Below are 16,403 nucleotides of genomic sequence, written 5' to 3'. Positions count from 1 at the left end.
CAGCTCTAATCCTGATACCGGGTTGGGTCCGCGAGGCCCGCTTCTGAAAAGCCTTTGCGGCGAAGCTGGCAACTGTCGCAGTGGCCACACGCCTTACCTTCGGCGTCAGGGTCATAACAGCTGATGGTCATGGCATAATCAACGCCAAGGCGTGTACCAACGGTCACGATCTCAGCCTTGGTCATATTGATAAGCGGTGTCTGGATACGGATTTTCTCATCTTCCGTGACACCAGCCTTGGTAGCGAGGTTCGCCATCTTCTCGTAAGACGCGATATAATCAGGCCGACAATCGGGATAGCCTGAATAATCAAGTGCGTTCACGCCAATGAAGATGTCTTTTGCACCAATCACTTCAGCGTAAGCAAGCGCGAAGGAGAGGAATATGGTGTTGCGGGCTGGCACGTAGGTCACCGGGATATCATGGCTCATATCGTCGTCTGAGCGGTCTTTAGGGACCTCGATATCCGCCGTGAGCGCGCTGCCGCCGAAAAGGCGCAGGTCCAGTTCTGCGGTTTTATGCTCAAGCACACCCAGGTGCTCAACCACTCGGTCAGCGGCCTCTAGCTCAACGCTGTGGCGCTGGCCATAGCGGAAGGAGATAGCATGGACATCAAACCCCTGATCGCGGGCGATCGCGATCACCGTCGCGCTATCAAGCCCGCCGGAGAGGAGTACCACTGCTTTTTTCTGCGTTGTCATAGTCAACTCTTATAAAACAAAACTGCCGGGCGCCCTATAGCACCCGGCAGCCGGATTGATAAGAAAAACCTGCGTCTGTTTAGTCAACAGCTTCCGCACGGAAGGTTTCTTCGTCAAACTCGCCTTCCCACTTGGCAACAGCCGTGGCGACAGAAAGGTCACCGGTGACGTTCACGACCGTGCGACACATATCAAGTGGCCGGTCGAACGGGAAGATGAACCCAACGATGATGGCGGTTTGCGCGGCGTCGATATCCAGCACGCTGAGAACGGCAGCAAGCAGGAAAAGTGAAGCGCTTGGCACCGCCGCTGTGCCGATGGACACGAGGGTGGCTGAAAGCGCGATCAGCAGATATTCCGCAATGCCCATGTGAATGCCAAGGACCTGCCCGGAAAAGACAGCCAGAATGCCCACATAAAGCGCGGACCCGTCCATATTGATGGTGGCGCCGAGCGGCAACACAGAACCCGCGACCGGCTTTTTGATGCCGAGGTTTTCTTCCGCCACGGTCATGGTAACCGGCAGCGTTCCTGAGCTTGAAGAGGTTGAGAAAGCAACCAGTTGCGCGCCGGTGATATCCCGGAAGAAGCGGCTGGGCGGCAGCTTCAGGAGGAACTTCATGATCGCACCGTGCGTGATGATCACATGAATGAGGCAGGCGCTTATAAAGGTAATAACCAGCGGCAGCACATCAAGAAGGAGCGCAAGCCCGCCCGTTGCCACAACACCCGAGATCAGGGAGAAAACGCCAAATGGCGCCACTTCCATCACCAGATGGGTGATCTTGAGCATCACTTCTGAGCCGGATTCAAAAAGTGTCGCGATCGGTTTGCTTTTCTCGCTCGTGAGCAGTACGCCACACCCGAGCAGCAGTGCGAAGAAGATGATGGCAAGCATGTTGCCTTCCGCCAGCGCAGCAACAGGGTTAAGCGGGATGATGGACAGCAACCGGTCCTTCAGGGACTGGGCTTCCGCAATATCGCGCGCGGCGGAGCCAGCGATATCAACACCGGCACCGGGCTGAATGATGGCAGCGATAACAAGGCCGATGGTGATCGCAACAAGCGTGGTGCCCATATACATCACAAGCGTTTTAACGCCTAACGAGCCCAGCCGTTTCGGGTCGCCCATCGCCACAACGCCGGAAACCAGCGTGATAAACACAAGCGGCACAACGATCATGCGGATCAGGCGAATAAATAGCGCCCCGATCCATTCGATGGAAAGCGCAGCATCTGGCAGCAAGGCGCCAAAAGCAATGCCAAGCACCAGCATGCCCATGATGCGTTTCCATAATGTGATTTTAAACCAGGCGGAAAACATGGCTCTTTCTCCCCAGAACAGCCCAAATTATTTTTGCCTAGGCTTAAGGTATTCTCGTCACATGGCAAGGAAGAATTATAGTTTCCTGAAAACGTAAGGAGATGGCAGGCCGTTTTATGGTGTAATTCTGCCGCTTGCGCTTCTTAAAAACTGCGTTAGCTTAGATGGCGAAAAACAAAACATAGTGCACCACGCATGGGGGACCCGATGTACCATCGTAAACTACTGAAAAATATGGCTTTTGGCGTAGCGCTCTCCGCCGCGAGCTTTGGCGTGTTCGCGGACGAGGAAAAGTCGGACGACCTGCCGATACCCGAGCCCATGCGGGTGGAAAGCCAGCATAAAGGCACGTTTGGTGGTCAGAAGATGGACTATCAGGCCGTGGTTTCCAACATGCTGCTGAAGAATGAGGCGGGCGATGTGTATGCGAGTGCGGTAACAACCGCTTACACAGCAGGCAAGGGCCAGAACCGCCCGGTCACCTTCGTTTTCAACGGGGGGCCAGGGTCATCGTCGGTGTGGCTGCATATGGGGCTGGTGGGGCCAAAACGGGTTGTGGTGCCAAGTGATGCCGAGGATGCGGGCCACGCGCCTTACCGGCTTGAGGCCAACCCGGAAGCGCTCCTTGATATTACTGATATCGTGATGATCGACCCGATCGGCACCGGTTACAGCCGCCTGGCGGGCAAGGGCAAGCCTGAGGATGTGTATGGCCTCGCGGAAGATGCTAGCACGGTTGCGCATATCATCCGCGAGTGGACACGCCAGAACAACCGCTGGAATACGCCGATTTATATCATGGGTGAAAGCTTCGGCACTACGCGCGCGGCAGCGATTATGCCTTACCTAGAGGATGGGCCGGAGCCCCTGCGGGTGAACGGATTAATCTTGATATCCCAGGCTCTTGACTATACCGGCAGCACACCAGCGCATGACAATCTGGTCGCCTTTGTCACGTACCTGCCAACCATGGCCGCGACCGCATGGTACCACGGTAAGGTCGACAAAAGCCGGGATTTGAAAGAGTTTCTGGAGGAAGTGCGGGCGTTTGCGCTTGATGAATATCTGCCAGCCCTTTTTAAAGGGTCAAGCCTTCCGGGTGATGAATTTGACCGTATTGCAACCAAACTCGCGGGCTATACGGGCCTTGATGTTGCGTACGTAAAGCGCGCAAACCTCAGGGTTTTGGGCGGGCGTTTCATCAAGGAACTGTTGCGCGACCAAGGCCTTGTGACCGGCAGGCTGGATAGCCGCTACCTGATTGACGAGATCGACGATACCGCCGACAACCCTCGGTATGACGCCGCTGACGCGGCCAATTCTGGCGCTTATTCCGCCGGGTTTCACCACTATCTGAGGAACGAACTCGGCGTAGAGTGGGACGAGCCCTATTATATCTCTGGCCCTGAAGTGGGTCGCGAGTGGGAATGGGTACGCAGCCCACAAGGCTATTATGAGCCGGAATATGTAAACACAGCGCCGGATCTCGCGCAAAGCATGAGGTTTAACAAAGGCTTAAGGGTGATGGTCGCGTCAGGCTATTACGATATGGTAACCCCGTTTTTTGATGCGGAATATACCTTCTGGCGGCACGGCATTGATATGAGCCGGGTCACGATGACCTATTATGAAGCCGGGCATATGATGTATGTGAACCACCCGTCGCTCAAAGCTATTGCAAAGGACATCCGCGAATTCATCACGGGAAAATAGGTGAAAATTTCAGGTAATTTCTGGAGGTTTGTTCACCGTTCTTTCAGAAATTTATGTTAGGGTGTGTCATAAGTGAGGCTAAATGTGTGGCGTGACTGTGGCGGCGCTATACAGGGGTTAAATCGGGCAGGGAAGGGGCTGGAGTGCAGCATTTCCAACGGAAAACCTGGAAGCATAGCTTGATAAAGGGTGTGGCGGGCCTTGTGGCGTCAACTGTGGCTGCGGGGCATGCGATGGCATGTGTCAGCGCCGTTGAGGTGAAAGCCGATCAGATACGCTTTCTGGACATGCAGCTCCGCGTTGCTGCCCTTCAATGTCGCAACCGGGGGAACGCCTTCCCGGGCCTCTATAACGCCTTTGTCCTAACACACAAGAGCAAGATACAAGCGAGCCGGACACCGGTTGAAAATTACCTCACCCGGCTCTCTATCGGCTCGATGGACCATTACACCACAAAGCAAGCCAACCAGATCTCGTTTGAGAGCACACAGGTGGGCGACTTCTGCCGTGCTGCAGCGCTGGCTGCCACCTTTGCCATTGAGCTCAGTGACCCGATTGACAGCATGGATATCCTGCCAGTGCAATATAAGGCACCGCGCGTGGTGTGTGAGGATGCGGATGCTTTCCTGAAAGCGCGCCGCGCAGGCCCCGCGACCCTGCGCTAGCCTCGTCGCTCAGATCAAAACGCGCGCATGAAACGCGCATGAAAAAAGCCAGCACCGAGATGCTGGCTTTTCGCTATTTGGGGTTCAGCGCGCTGATTAGCGGCGCAGAACAATCTCTGCCCGACGGTTTTGCGGCTCACGCACACCGTCTTCCGTGGATACGAGCGGTGAGCTTTCGCCTTTTGCGTCGGTGATGATGCTGCTTGCGTCCACACCTTCTGCCATCAGCGCGGCTTTCACGGCGTCAGCCCGGCGTTTCGCAAGGCGTGCGTTATATTCTTCTGTACCGGCACGGTCAGTGTGACCGGTGGCAACAAGACGCACAGCCTTGTGCTCCTTGAAGGCTTTAGCGGCTTCACGGATGATACGCGCAGCATCTGATGTGATGTCGGATTTGTCAAAATCGAAGAACACCATGAACGGGCCAGGCAGCGCCACAGGTTTTGGCTCTGGCTTCGGTGCTGGCTGTTCAACAACTTCAGGCGTTGCAACAGGCTCAGGCTGCGCAGCAGGCTTAGGCGCTGGTGCAGGCATTGGCTCAGGTGCACGCTCTGGCTCATCCGCGCCAAACTTCCAGCTCAGGCGAACGAACAGCTCGTTGTTGCGCACTTTATAGCCCGTGGAACCATCAGATGTGTTCATGGAATTATCGAACGTGCGGAAGTGACGTGCGCCAAGACCAAGCTCAAGCCCACCAGGAAGCGACTTGATGATCTGCGCCATCACCTGGCCAGCGGTTGACCAGCTGCTGTCGTTGATGATGACTTTTGAACCGGTGCGGTAGTTGTTGGCGTCGATGTTTGCGACACCAAGGCCCGCGCCTGTGTAAAAGCCCCATTCCTCAGTACCGGCAAGGCGATACCAAACGTTACCCATCAGGGCGGTGGAGGTCAGTTTGCCGGATGCGCCGCGCGCGCCGAGCGGGAGCGCAGTTGCGCCACCACTGGCAACATCGATGCTTTCATAGCGGTTACGGCGCACGGCAAGTTCGCCTTCAACGCGCAAGCGGCCCATGGCTTTACCGAAATAAAGGCCGCCCATGCCACCCATCTTTTTCTCATCTTCCAGGCTCAGGCCGGTCAATGTCCGGTTCAGTTCGCTGTCGGTTGAAGAGCTAAGGCCGGCCTCGAAGCCGCCATAGAGGTGATCGTCGGCCATCGCAACAGTTGATGCGGTGCCAAGAAGAAGGGGGAGGAGTATCTTTCGCATAATTTCACCCTACGGAATATTGAGGTCTGGCTTAAAACAACGGCACGGATTCGCGCCACTAAGAACAATTATTGATCAAATAACCGGGAATTAAGGCGGAAACAAGATTTTTAGCCCCGAATTGCGGCATTTTGTGGCCATGCTGCCGCAGGGGTGTTGCATATGTATCGCAATGAAAATACTGGCAAATTTTAGGTAAAATTGCTGTATGAGGCTTATCGTACCATCTGTGGGGTGAGCCTCTTTGATGCAGAAATGCCATAACATTCCTGCAGGGTCTCAAGGAAGGTGGGCACAAGGGCGTGGTCGACACTGGCGGCGTGCAGTGTGGCTTCAAGCGTTTCTCCGTCACCGCTTTTCAGCATATCGCGGATTTCAAGGAGCGCCCGCCCGGTTGAAAGCGCGAGCGCGCTTTCTGTGAAAACCGTGGCGCCCCGCTGCACCATGGCGAGCATCAGGGCGGGGGTGAGCTTGCGGTTCACTTTAAGCTCGATGGCTTTCGCGTGAATGCGGTTTGGACTGGCACCTTCAAGCTGGTAACAAAGCGCCTCTGAGAGTGCATCCGTGTAAGCATCCTCAAGCGCTTTTGCGCGTTCCGCCCGTGATTTTGCGTTTGGGTCAATGATGAAATGCTGGCTTGAGAGGTGTTCCATGGTCATGAGGGCTCCAACGATACTCTTAAACTCTTCAGGGCATTCTGCCCAAAATGCTGACTACAAATGTTCAGCTACTCAGCGCTGTCGCATCTCTTGTTCTTTCCAGTCTCAACCCTATGAGGTGTGATTCCGGCCCCCACTTGAACAAGGTACTGCGAAAGCGCTTCCATAATAGCTCGTTCGCGTCTTGCGCGAAGCTATAAAAAATTTAGGCGAGTAGTTTAGTTTTTGCCTTTAGCGTCCTGAAGTGCCTGCTGAAGGGCAGAGTTCAGCATTTCCCGGGACGTATCGTCCAACCCAATAAGGGCCTGGTCTTTTTGTGTCTCCAGGTTTTCGAGTGCCGCTACTTGCCCGCCAATGCCAAGTGCCAGTAGCGCCATCGCGGCCAACTCTGCGTTTCTATCGGTTGTCGAAGCATGATAGGGGGCCATCCATTGCACGCTGTTCCACTCGCTAGGCGTGCTATATTTGTTGAGAAAGTCCAGCGTGTTTTGGTGCATGCCGGCTTTAAGGATGTAACCCATGGACATTATAGCGGACGCTCTTGCGCGATAGTCGTCTGCTGAAAGTTTGCCGTTTCCTGGCGAGAAGATGAAGGCATTCAAGGTGGAATACGCATTGGGCGCGGCGACAATACCTAGAATTGTTGCAACATTTGACCAGTGTGCTTCTTCTGCGCGATCGGACAGCCAAGGCTCAATTTGCGCGACCTCAGTTGCTGTATATTGCCTCGCTTCCTGATATTCTATGCCGCTTGGAAAAGAGCTTCTTGCAAAGTCTTCGATTGGAAGTTTGGCGACCACTCCTATGCTTTGTGGTGGTCCGGCTTCTTCTGCCATGAAACCAAGCTGCCTAATTTTATTACATTCGCTGCCAGTGAATTTTTTCCTCAGAGGCGAGATTGATGGATACATGATCGCATCGGTCGAATTTACCCTATGAGGTAGCCCTTTGCTGTGGCCAAATTCGTGTGCCAGCAGAGTACCTTCAAGTGATGGGTGATATCGCACCACCACCATGCATTGACCCGGTGTGTAGGCGCAACCGATAATGCCAGGTTTGGTCTCACCACAATGATAGATGGCGTTCACGACCTGCAGCTTGCGGGGGACACCAAAAAATTCGGCATTTTCTTCACTCAGAAGCCCGGCAGCACAGGCTTTTGACATATCCGTGCTGCTGGTAATGACTGAGGGTATTGAACCGAGGGTGCGGATGGCGCCATTTTGGCGGAAGGTTGCGTTACACTGGCTTAAGTGTTGTGACCCATCCCCCAATATGTTGCCGGCTTCAACCTGAGTGAGGGACGCGTTGGCATGTTTGCCGATATTAATCGGATGGGTAATGAGGCCCAATGGTTGTGGGGTGGGTAAATTTTTATCAGGTGAGTAGCTCCACGCAACGCCAATAATCAGAACAAGTATTATCACCGTAATATACGACTGCTTCATGGCTCTCCCCCTCCCTTTAGGGTTGCATTTGCGACATAATGTCGCATATCATAGGCCCAGTAAAGCATAGATGCGCAAAGGGGGCGCGGATGTGGGGGAAATTATCTCACCTTTTGTGGGTGATGATGTTCGTTTGTTCCGGTTGTGCATACATTTATGACGACGCAAATGTACCAGGTCGGCCGGACGAACAGGCGCTTGCTCTAGCCAACCAAAACACACGCAGTATCGGGTTGATATTTCAGGATAGATCTGTCGCGCTCGACAGTCTTCCTGTCGGGGCTATCATTCCCTTTTATCCATACGGCAATCTCGCGATCCCCGAGAACTGGCGATATTGCAATGGCGATGAGGTTGATGATCAGCTCTCTCCTCTATACGGCCAAAAACTTCCTAACCTGAACGATGACCGCTTTTTAATGGGCTCAACTACCAGTTTTGGCGAGCAGGGAGGAAGCAACAGCCATTTACCCGATGGGCAACACACCCATGTGGCGCGTGCTGATCGCGGTGGCCAGCACGACCACGGGGGGGCTACGGAGACGGAACAAAGTAATGGTGTGCTGAAGGAAATGGAGCAGGCAGGAGAAATCAATGTCAGAATGGTCGAGCAAGGGCACAGGCATGCCATCTCAGCCGACGGGGAACACCGGCACAGTGTCGCGGTCAACCCGTCGGGAGTTCATGATCACGGCGGCGATAACCGTCCCAAGTATTTTGGCGTTCTCTACATCATCAAGATCAAATAACAATAATAACCAGATCAAGGGCGGCTGGAGTTTTACTTCCTACGCCAATAACGAACCATACTCGAAAGCGTATGCTACGGCTTTTCGTGACGCGTTTGGCGCCGCACATATGGACAATGTGGGCACGTATCCCGGCAATGCAAAAAACGACATGATCAGCAGTTGGGGAGATGCCAACTATCTTGAAGCCAGCCATCTGGCGGTTATGCAATGCCACGGGAGCGTGTGGGGACCCAATCTGGAATATGTACCGCGTCTTGAGAAAAACGTAGGGCAATATGAGTGGGGAGAGGGTGGGAAAACCCAGTGGGTTGTGATTGGTGGATGTGATGTTCTTGGTTACACCATAAATGTCGATGGCACGCCATCGCACCATTATCCCAGGGCCAACAGGTGGAATGATAGTTTCAAGGGCATTTCGGGTATTCTCGGGTATCGGTCGTCGTCATGGTATCGGCCAACCGATCGAGGACTGGCAGCGAGTACTGCCCGGCTTTTTGCGAGCCGGTTGTTGTCTGGAGAAACCTTCTGGAACGCCTGGATTTCAGCGACGGACTATGTTCATCGTGTTATTGGCCGGAAGGCGGAGGCCGCTGTTTTTCCCAACTCTCGCGAGGCACTCAGGGATACGTTGCTGCAGTTTCGTTCCGAACGAACGGATGGTCTTGATGAGAGTTCTATTCGGCGCCGCACGGTAGGCCGTGGCCGGGCGCCATGTTATCATTATTGCCATCACGTAGATGCAAACGGAGAGCTGCGGTGTGACCATGCATGTTCTCCAAAGGAAGCATTGGCTGCCAAGCACGAAGTTTCACCGGGTTTTTTCTTAGATCCTGGGCTTGGAGATGCAACGCAAACCTTGCAAACATACAGGCTAGAGAGGGAGAGCAACACCACGCTCGGCACTCAGGTTTTGGCGGGCCTGGGTGGTGAGTATCAGGATGTATTGGGCGACAATGGCGATCTGTTGCTTCGTCGCTGGAATGTTCCCAGAAACGGAGACGGACCTCAAGCGGACGAGCTTGTGACGCGATTTCGAGAGGCCGCAAATGCGGATGGAATCACTTTTATGGTTGATGAGCGGGAAGCCGACCTCGCAGGAGAGGGAGATGGCGCCATTAAATGTATAGCGCTTGATCCAGTTATTTCTGATGCGCAGGGCGATGTAACGATTTCCGACTATGGGGTTGTGCTGGAATGGCGTGACGAGGACTTGATTGTTTCGGAGGGGCCAAGGCTAAAGATTACGCCCACCGGACAAAGCAAAACCATTAACCTGGACAGGCAGGCTTTGATAGGGGCTTTGGCTGGCTTTGTTGAGGAAAACTGGACGGTTGACGTTACCGACGTGGGTGCCATGTATCTTCCGAAAGTTGATGGAGGTGAGTGGGTATTGCAGGCAACGCTCGCGGCTCATGCCATTGTTCAGCGAGAAGAAACCCGACAGGCAGTGCAGGTCCTCTTATAGGAAAGCCGAAAGAAAAAGGGCCTAGCTGGTTTTCAGCTAAGCCCTTCATCAAATTGGCTCCCCAGGGCGGATTCGAACCACCGGCCAAGCGGTTAACAGCCGCTTGCTCTACCACTGAGCTACTGGGGATCATGGTAGATATTCGCTAGCGTCTCGCGCCGCGAATGGGTGCCTTTATACTGAAAAAATTTCGCCTGCCAAGCCCTAATTTCATTTTTCTGAAACGTGGGCTCTAAAACCCGCGAACGATAGGGTTTTTAAGGCTTACCCGGTTTGCCTGTAACGTGGGTGGGCTTGTCTAGCTGTAAAATTTTTTCAAAAGTTCATAGTCGCTTGCGTAAACGTCCCGAAGCTTTCGTCGGTGTTTCTCGCTGAGCTGATCAAGGCTTAATTTGGGGCCGCCAGTTTGCTTATGCGGCATCTCAAGCGTGAGGCCAGTGTGATTGCTCAGAAACGAAGCGGCTTCATCCAGCGCTTCAATCGGGAATACCTTATCATAGCGGCTGAGGTCATCCCCCAGGAAGCTGCTGATCGGGGCAGTGTGCCGCTGGATAGCGCGCGCATCTGCCTGATAATCCTCAAGATGATCGATAAATTCCTCAAGGCTGGGGTTGGGCTTCTGCGTTAGCTTGAGGGTGCCTTTTTTGATGCGCCAGGGCGCAAGGTCACCATGGAAAATGACCCGGTTTGCGTAAGCCGAGAGGAAGCGTTTCAGTGGGTCGCGTACCACAACAAAACTGGTGTGTGGCGAGAAACGTGTGAATACTTTTTCATCAAAGGGTTCTGCCGGGTTCATCACATCATGGATGTTGAGTTTGCGGCCCTTTGCATTCACCGGATGGTCAAACCATTTGCCGTGATTGAGGAAATACATCAGGTGCTTGACTGACGTGCAGGCAACTTTGGGCACGGGATAATAAACGAGGCCATGTTTTTGCGAGACGATAGGCAAGGCTGGTCCTTCTTTTTCCTCTGGTAACGATCGCCGCTAGGCGGTGGTGGGCAAGGCTATAATATATATGGCGGCGCAGGGCTAGGGGGCATATAGCGGCGGTATGCGACATGTAACGGCTTGTGCGTCGATGCAAAGCTGTGTGAAGCTGGCAATGAGGATAGTCAATAAAAGAGGGCATAAGATGCTTAAGAGTTTGAAACGGATTTATATTGGGGCGCTATTGTCAGGCGTCATGGGGGTGTCGGCCTTTGCCGCAGATTACGAGCTGCCGGACGAGGTAACGATCAGTGCCAGCCATGCTGCTTTCCAGAAAGCCATGGAGGAGGTGAATATCCCCGGTGGTTTGATCGCTGTTTATCAGAACGGCAAGATCCTGCATATCAAACCCTTTGGGCTTGCGAATGTTGAGCTTGATGTACCGGTCAAGGAAGACAGCGTGTTTGAGATAGGCTCGATCAGCAAACAGTTCACCACAGCGGCGGTGATGATGCTGGCCGAAGAGGGCAAGCTGGCGCTTGATGACCCGATCAGCAAGTATCTTGGCAACCTGCCGGGTGAATGGACACCGGTGACCATCAGGCAACTGATGCTGCACCAATCTGGCATCCCAGACTATGAAGAGATTCGCAGCTACGACGTATACCGGTTTCGTCTGACGCCGGAGGAAGTGATCAAGATAGCGCATTCCCGCCCGATGGATTTTGCGCCGGGTACCGGGTTTAACTACAGCAATACCGGTTATTTTCTCCTGAGCATGATTGTGGAGCAGGTTGAGGCGAAGCCGCTCAGGGACGTGCTGAAGGTGCGGATTTTTGACCCCCTCGGGATGAACCAGACCCGCTTCGCCGACCCAGCCGCCATCATCAAGCACCGGGTGGAAGGATACTGGGAAAACAAGGTGGGCGATTTGATCAACCGTAACCCGACCGAATATTCCTCAACCCTTGGGGCGGGTGGATTGCTGACCTCGGCTGCGGATATGGCCAAATGGGACGCTGCGCTGAACGGGGACGCGCTTCTCTCCGCCAAATGGAAGGAGGAGATGTGGACATCCGGCAAACTCCCTGACGGGACAGATACCTTCTATGGTTACGGCTGGGATGTGGAGCCTTACGATGCGAACCACAAGGCACGGTCTCACAGCGGGCAGGTTGGGGGTTTCTCGGCTTTTTATGTGCGGTTCCCGGATGAAGGTATCTCCTTCATGATGTTTATCAATCGCTATCAGGCGCGGGGCATCTGGAAGGCGACCCGCGAGATGATCAATACCTTCCTTCACATCCAAAAAGCTGAATAAAGCGGGATGAAGCGCAACTTTTCGGGCCAGACCATCAGCTTTGGCCCGAAAAGTCGATATGCCGTTTCTATTATGCGGTGAGTGACCTTTCTTTTGTTGGTCGGTTGGTAGAGCATGCTTTCTCGCTGGGAGGCATGGCAGGACACGATCAACGTTCCGGAGAAGGGGCAGTCTATATGCGAAAAGTTACAGTCAGTGCGCTGTTCGCCATGATGATGGGGGGCAGCATCCAAGCCGTGCATGCAGCAGAATATACCGAATATTGCGCGGGCATAGTTTTCAGGGAAACACCATTTGCCGATATCCGCTGCGCGCGTCCCCTTAGCCGTGAGGCTGTCGGTGAGACCAAGCATTTTGAGCTTGATTATGATGTAGACGGCAGGCTTCTGGAAGTGCGCCACAGCCAGACCGGAGAGCTGAGAGCTTTTTCTGACCGGTTTGTGAGAGCACCTCGAGTTACCATCCAATATCAAAACGACCAGGAAATTCGCCAGTTCTACAATGAATGGGGGCACCGCAGCCTGGTGTCCGGCGATGTGTATGAAGCGAGGTTCGATCTTGACGAGAAAGGCCGACGTATGGCGCTGGTTTTCTATGGTCTGGACGGCAAACCACTTGATAATGATTTTGGCATCTCGCGCTATGAGTGGGATGTCCGCGAAGATGGTGAGGTGATCGAGCGGCGCTATAACACGGCTGGCGAGTTGGTACGGAACCGGCCCGGCTTTGGCTATATGGTGACCCGGTTTGCCTATGACGCCAGGGGGTTGCTGACGCGCATGTATAACCTGGGTGAAAGTGGGGAGATGTTGACCGCTGACGAGGCCGGTATTGCCATGACCGAGATCAGCTATAATCGGCACGGGCAGTTCTCCGGCTGGCTTAACCTGGATATGGAGGGTAAAGCCCGGCGGGGGATGAGCGATATTGCCGAGATTGTATATGAACCCTCACAATATAGCAGTGAACAGGTTGCCATCTTCAATGACGCAGATGGCTCCCCGCAGACAACAGGGTGGGGCGCACACAAGGTTGTGTATGAGTTTGACCATTACGGCAACGCTATCGCGCGTTTCCTTTACGGTGTGGACGGGATGCCGGTGAATACCAACACCGGAGTTGGTCAGATCAAAAGCACATGGTCTGAGCGCGGGGCGTATCTGCTGAAAGATCAGTATTTTGACAAGGACGGCAACCCCGCCGCCAGCGGCTATTCAGGTGTGCACTCGATTGTCACCAGCTTGGGCAGCAACGGCCGACCGCAGACAATCACCTATCAGGACCTGAACGGAAACCCGACTGTTCATAAAGGCGAGGGCTATGCGACTGAGCAGTTTGAATTTGATGGTGAGGGGCGCCTGATATCACGCCGGTTTATGGACACCAATGGTTCCCTTGTGGACCACGGCACATGGGGTGTTGCCAGGTTTGAATATGAGCATGCCGCAGATGGCCGCCTTGTTTCTGTTCGCAGTTATACGGCGGCGGGGGAAGAAAAGCTCGCGGCATGGAACCCGGCCCATTAACCCTCAGATCAGCGAGTTCTCCTGCTAGAACTTGCGGGCCTGCACAATATAGGCGGGGACGGTTTCGTCCCCCACAGTTTTGCAGGCCTCAAGCCGGTTGACACCCTCAATCAAAACGTAGCGCCCTTTGCCTTCCCGCACGCGGACAGGCTTGCGCGGCACGTCGTCCATCATGGCGCTGACGATGGTGTCAATCTCGCTTTGATTGATCTCCTTACGGCGATCGGTGGGAACGTAGATTTCATCGATTCTCACAGGCACGGTTTTGAGCATGGTTTATCCCCTTATGCCCGCAGCCTATGCCTACCAATGCCCTACGTAAAGCTGATCTTGCAGGCGGGGTAGCGGCATCATCTCGTAAAAAGTGTAGAAACATACACATTCTATGGCCGTAAGGGTGGAACATAGCCGTTTTTTCTTCTACCATTGGCTGAGTAGTGCCGTGTAGCAGAGAGATGACAGATAGCCATATAGGGGGATGAGATGGCTACATGTAACACGTGCCTTGGCACCGGCAATATCGCCGGTTCAGATTATGAAAAATGTGGCGGATGTGGTGGAACTGGTAAAGCCGGGGCCGGCACATGCCCTTACTGTGGCGGCGGGGGTATGTCGTCAATCCAGAAAAGGGAGACCTGCTACACTTGTTTCGGGTCTGGCACAGTGCGTGATCCTGAACCCGTTTCGCGGTCATCTTCCAGCTCATCCCAGAAAGCCAAACCCGCCAAGAAGGACGAAGGTAACCCCCTGCAGGGACTGATTGGCATAGGTGTATTTATCGCCGTTGGGCTGATGACCTACAAAGCGGAGGAAGAGAACGGAGTTGCGGCGCTGATCGTTGGCGCCATCGCGGGCATTATCGCTGCGGCGCTTTATAAGCTCATTGTGTTTATCGGTATCGTTTTGGTCATCATCTATTTTGTGACCGAAGACGATAAGCCCAGCCGGCGGTATGACAGCACGCCTGCGACTTATGAAACGCAGAAGGCACCGCCAAAGACCGAGAAACCTATCGCGCTCCCGCAGCTTTGGGGTCCGAATGTGTATCGCAATTTCTATCTGAACAACCAGTGCCCCCGGACAATCAGCCTGGCGCTTACCTATCTGAATGAACAGAAGCAGTGGAAGACAGACGGATGGTGGACCTTGAGCGGAAACGCACGCCAATGGTTATCCGCAACGGATCGCAGTATAGTTAGGGTGGGGGAGGGCAATATCTATATTTATGCCGAGCTTCCTGATCAGAGTTATGTTTGGGTGGGTGAAGACCATCAGGCAGCATTTAGAGGCAGAACCTTAAAAATGCGCCGTTTTACACCCACACGGTATGCCACACAGAATGGGCCAATGGGCTATGAAGTGACTTTAACGTGCCCGGAGCTGAAGTGAAAAATCTAACCAGAAAATAACGAAAAAGAGCCTAGCTGGCACCAGCTAGGCTCTCTGAATTCTGGAGGCGCGGACCGGAATCGAACCGGTGTACACGGATTTGCAATCCGCTGCGTCACCACTCCGCCACCGCGCCTCTCTGTGGTGTGTCGAACCGTATAGAACCACCATACTAACCGGTCAAGGGACTTTTTGCCCATTAGGCACGCCTGTGGTTACCTGTACCGGCACTTGGTTCAATTTTAAGCTTTTCTTATAGGGCTATGATGATAATGCTGTTTTCACGACGCATATGCATGCGGGGGCATGAGCCATTTGGCATCTAGAAGCGGGGACAGGAATGAGCGCGACTGAAAAAATTCTGGTGATCGATGACAGCCCGGTCATTCTTGAGTTGCTGAAGAAAATTATTGGCGGCATGGCGGATGTAATTACGGCGCCAAATGGCAAGATCGGGCTCATTAAAGCGCTTGAAAGCAAACCCAAGCTGATTGTGCTGGATATTCGCCTGCCGGATATTGACGGCCTTAAAATGTGCCGTGCGATTAAAGCCGACCATCGCACCAAACATATCCCCGTAATCCTCATTACTGGTGAAGAGACCACAGAAGAAGCGGAAAGCGATGGCTTTGCTGCCGGGGCCGCGGATTATATCTGCAAGCCGCTTAAGCCTGCGGTTGTTCAGGCGCGGATAAAAACCCAGCTTGATCTCTATTTGCGCGCGGAAGCGTTGGTGAAAGCCAATTCTGAGCTGCAGCGCATGGTGAGTATCGATATGCTCACCACTTGCCTTAACCGGCATTATTTCCTCGGGATAGCAGACGCGGAGTTGAGCCGCATGCGTAGACACGGGTACGCAGTAACCGTCGCGATGCTGGATATCGACCATTTTAAAGCGATCAATGATACCTACGGCCACGCGGCCGGGGATGATGTCCTGCGCGCTGTTGGTGCCTGCATGAAAGAATGTGTACGTCATGAAGATAGCGTTGGCCGCATGGGCGGCGAGGAGTTTGCTATCCTATTGCCGGTCTCGGACGCTGATGGCGCGATGACTGTGCTCGACCGCATGCGGGAGCGTTTGGCGGCGCTGTCGTTTGACTTTGCTGGCCGCAGCTTTGGCATGACGGTCAGCCTTGGTATCGCCGAGGTTTTTGAAAGCGATTTGAAGATTGAAGATGCACTTAAGCGTGCCGACAAAGCGCTCTATCAAGCCAAAGAAGGTGGCCGCAACCGTATCGTTGTGGCGTGAGAATGCTGAAGTAACGGTATTTCCAGAAATCTCGAAATCAGACCGGTT

At 53.8% G+C, this 16,403-nt stretch carries 15 protein-coding genes and 2 tRNA genes; 8 read left to right on the top strand and 9 right to left on the bottom strand.

Annotated elements, in window-relative coordinates; all coding sequences use genetic code 11:
- Positions 1–5: 5 nt before the first annotated feature.
- Both queC and ACN0XZ_RS09040 read right to left on the bottom strand, forming a co-directional pair.
- Positions 6–701 (bottom strand): 7-cyano-7-deazaguanine synthase QueC, encoded by a 696-nt coding sequence (gene queC / locus ACN0XZ_RS09045; RefSeq protein ID WP_417457411.1) that lies wholly within the window; start codon positions 699–701, stop codon positions 6–8.
- Positions 702–780: 79 nt separating this feature from the next.
- Positions 781–2,025, bottom strand: a complete 1,245-nt coding sequence (locus tag ACN0XZ_RS09040) for a dicarboxylate/amino acid:cation symporter (RefSeq protein WP_417457410.1) — start codon at positions 2,023–2,025, stop codon at positions 781–783.
- A gap of 207 nt (positions 2,026–2,232) precedes the next feature.
- Between ACN0XZ_RS09040 and ACN0XZ_RS09035 the strand changes: the two genes are divergently transcribed.
- Entirely contained in the window at positions 2,233–3,738 is a 1,506-nt protein-coding gene (locus ACN0XZ_RS09035) for a S10 family peptidase (RefSeq protein ID WP_417457409.1), read from the top strand.
- A gap of 143 nt (positions 3,739–3,881) precedes the next feature.
- A complete protein-coding gene (locus tag ACN0XZ_RS09030) occupies positions 3,882–4,403 on the top strand; it encodes a hypothetical protein (protein WP_417457408.1) in 522 nt (173 codons plus the stop codon).
- Between the two features lie 96 nt (positions 4,404–4,499).
- On the opposite strand, the gene ACN0XZ_RS09025 is transcribed toward ACN0XZ_RS09030, so the two are convergent.
- From ACN0XZ_RS09025 to ACN0XZ_RS09015, 3 genes are all read right to left on the bottom strand, one after another.
- Positions 4,500–5,612 (bottom strand): OmpA family protein, encoded by a 1,113-nt coding sequence (locus ACN0XZ_RS09025; protein WP_417457407.1) that lies wholly within the window; start codon positions 5,610–5,612, stop codon positions 4,500–4,502.
- Positions 5,613–5,827: 215 nt separating this feature from the next.
- The gene (locus tag ACN0XZ_RS09020) at positions 5,828–6,271 is read right to left on the bottom strand and encodes a DUF2336 domain-containing protein (protein ID WP_417457406.1); all 444 of its coding nucleotides are present in this window, start codon (positions 6,269–6,271) and stop codon (positions 5,828–5,830) included.
- A gap of 218 nt (positions 6,272–6,489) precedes the next feature.
- Positions 6,490–7,719, bottom strand: coding sequence for a hypothetical protein (locus ACN0XZ_RS09015; protein ID WP_417457405.1), 1,230 nt, complete (start codon positions 7,717–7,719; stop codon positions 6,490–6,492).
- 89 nt (positions 7,720–7,808) lie between these two features.
- Between ACN0XZ_RS09015 and ACN0XZ_RS09010 the strand changes: the two genes are divergently transcribed.
- Both ACN0XZ_RS09010 and ACN0XZ_RS09005 read left to right on the top strand, forming a co-directional pair.
- The gene (locus ACN0XZ_RS09010) at positions 7,809–8,468 is read left to right on the top strand and encodes a hypothetical protein (RefSeq protein ID WP_417457404.1); all 660 of its coding nucleotides are present in this window, start codon (positions 7,809–7,811) and stop codon (positions 8,466–8,468) included.
- On the top strand, positions 8,404–9,936 hold the full coding sequence (locus tag ACN0XZ_RS09005; protein WP_417457582.1) for a DUF6345 domain-containing protein: 1,533 nt from the start codon (positions 8,404–8,406) through the stop codon (positions 9,934–9,936). The genes ACN0XZ_RS09010 and ACN0XZ_RS09005 overlap by 65 nt, the downstream gene beginning before the upstream one ends.
- 54 nt (positions 9,937–9,990) lie before the next feature.
- Here the strand turns inward: ACN0XZ_RS09005 and ACN0XZ_RS09000 are convergent.
- Together ACN0XZ_RS09000 and ACN0XZ_RS08995 are read right to left on the bottom strand one after the other, a co-directional pair.
- Positions 9,991–10,065: transfer RNA gene (locus ACN0XZ_RS09000), tRNA-Asn, on the bottom strand.
- Positions 10,066–10,234: 169 nt separating this feature from the next.
- A complete protein-coding gene (locus tag ACN0XZ_RS08995) occupies positions 10,235–10,888 on the bottom strand; it encodes a sulfotransferase family protein (protein ID WP_417457403.1) in 654 nt (217 codons plus the stop codon).
- A gap of 184 nt (positions 10,889–11,072) precedes the next feature.
- Between ACN0XZ_RS08995 and ACN0XZ_RS08990 the strand changes: the two genes are divergently transcribed.
- Together ACN0XZ_RS08990 and ACN0XZ_RS08985 are read left to right on the top strand one after the other, a co-directional pair.
- Positions 11,073–12,188 carry a serine hydrolase domain-containing protein gene (locus tag ACN0XZ_RS08990; protein ID WP_417457402.1) on the top strand — a complete coding sequence of 372 codons (1,116 nt, stop codon included), beginning with the start codon at positions 11,073–11,075 and terminating at the stop codon, positions 12,186–12,188.
- A 176-nt stretch (positions 12,189–12,364) separates the two neighbouring features.
- On the top strand, positions 12,365–13,714 hold the full coding sequence (locus tag ACN0XZ_RS08985) for a hypothetical protein (RefSeq protein ID WP_417457401.1): 1,350 nt from the start codon (positions 12,365–12,367) through the stop codon (positions 13,712–13,714).
- Positions 13,715–13,738: 24 nt separating this feature from the next.
- Here ACN0XZ_RS08985 and ACN0XZ_RS08980 read toward each other — a convergent pair whose 3' ends face one another.
- The gene (locus ACN0XZ_RS08980) at positions 13,739–13,987 is read right to left on the bottom strand and encodes a ParB N-terminal domain-containing protein (protein ID WP_417457400.1); all 249 of its coding nucleotides are present in this window, start codon (positions 13,985–13,987) and stop codon (positions 13,739–13,741) included.
- Positions 13,988–14,197: 210 nt separating this feature from the next.
- On the opposite strand from ACN0XZ_RS08980, the gene ACN0XZ_RS08975 reads away from it, so the two are divergent.
- Positions 14,198–15,103 carry a hypothetical protein gene (locus ACN0XZ_RS08975; protein ID WP_417457399.1) on the top strand — a complete coding sequence of 302 codons (906 nt, stop codon included), beginning with the start codon at positions 14,198–14,200 and terminating at the stop codon, positions 15,101–15,103.
- Positions 15,104–15,165: 62 nt separating this feature from the next.
- Here the strand turns inward: ACN0XZ_RS08975 and ACN0XZ_RS08970 are convergent.
- Positions 15,166–15,239 (bottom strand) — tRNA-Cys (locus tag ACN0XZ_RS08970).
- A gap of 204 nt (positions 15,240–15,443) precedes the next feature.
- Between ACN0XZ_RS08970 and ACN0XZ_RS08965 the strand changes: the two genes are divergently transcribed.
- The gene (locus tag ACN0XZ_RS08965) at positions 15,444–16,355 is read left to right on the top strand and encodes a diguanylate cyclase (protein WP_417457398.1); all 912 of its coding nucleotides are present in this window, start codon (positions 15,444–15,446) and stop codon (positions 16,353–16,355) included.
- The last annotated feature ends 48 nt before the right edge of the window (positions 16,356–16,403 follow it).

The sequence above is a fragment of the Kordiimonas sp. genome (genome assembly GCF_048264555.1).
Lineage (GTDB): Bacteria > Pseudomonadota > Alphaproteobacteria > Sphingomonadales > Kordiimonadaceae > Kordiimonas.
The sequence above is the reverse complement of the archived record's forward strand: the minus strand, read 5'-3'. Positions and strand labels throughout refer to the sequence as shown.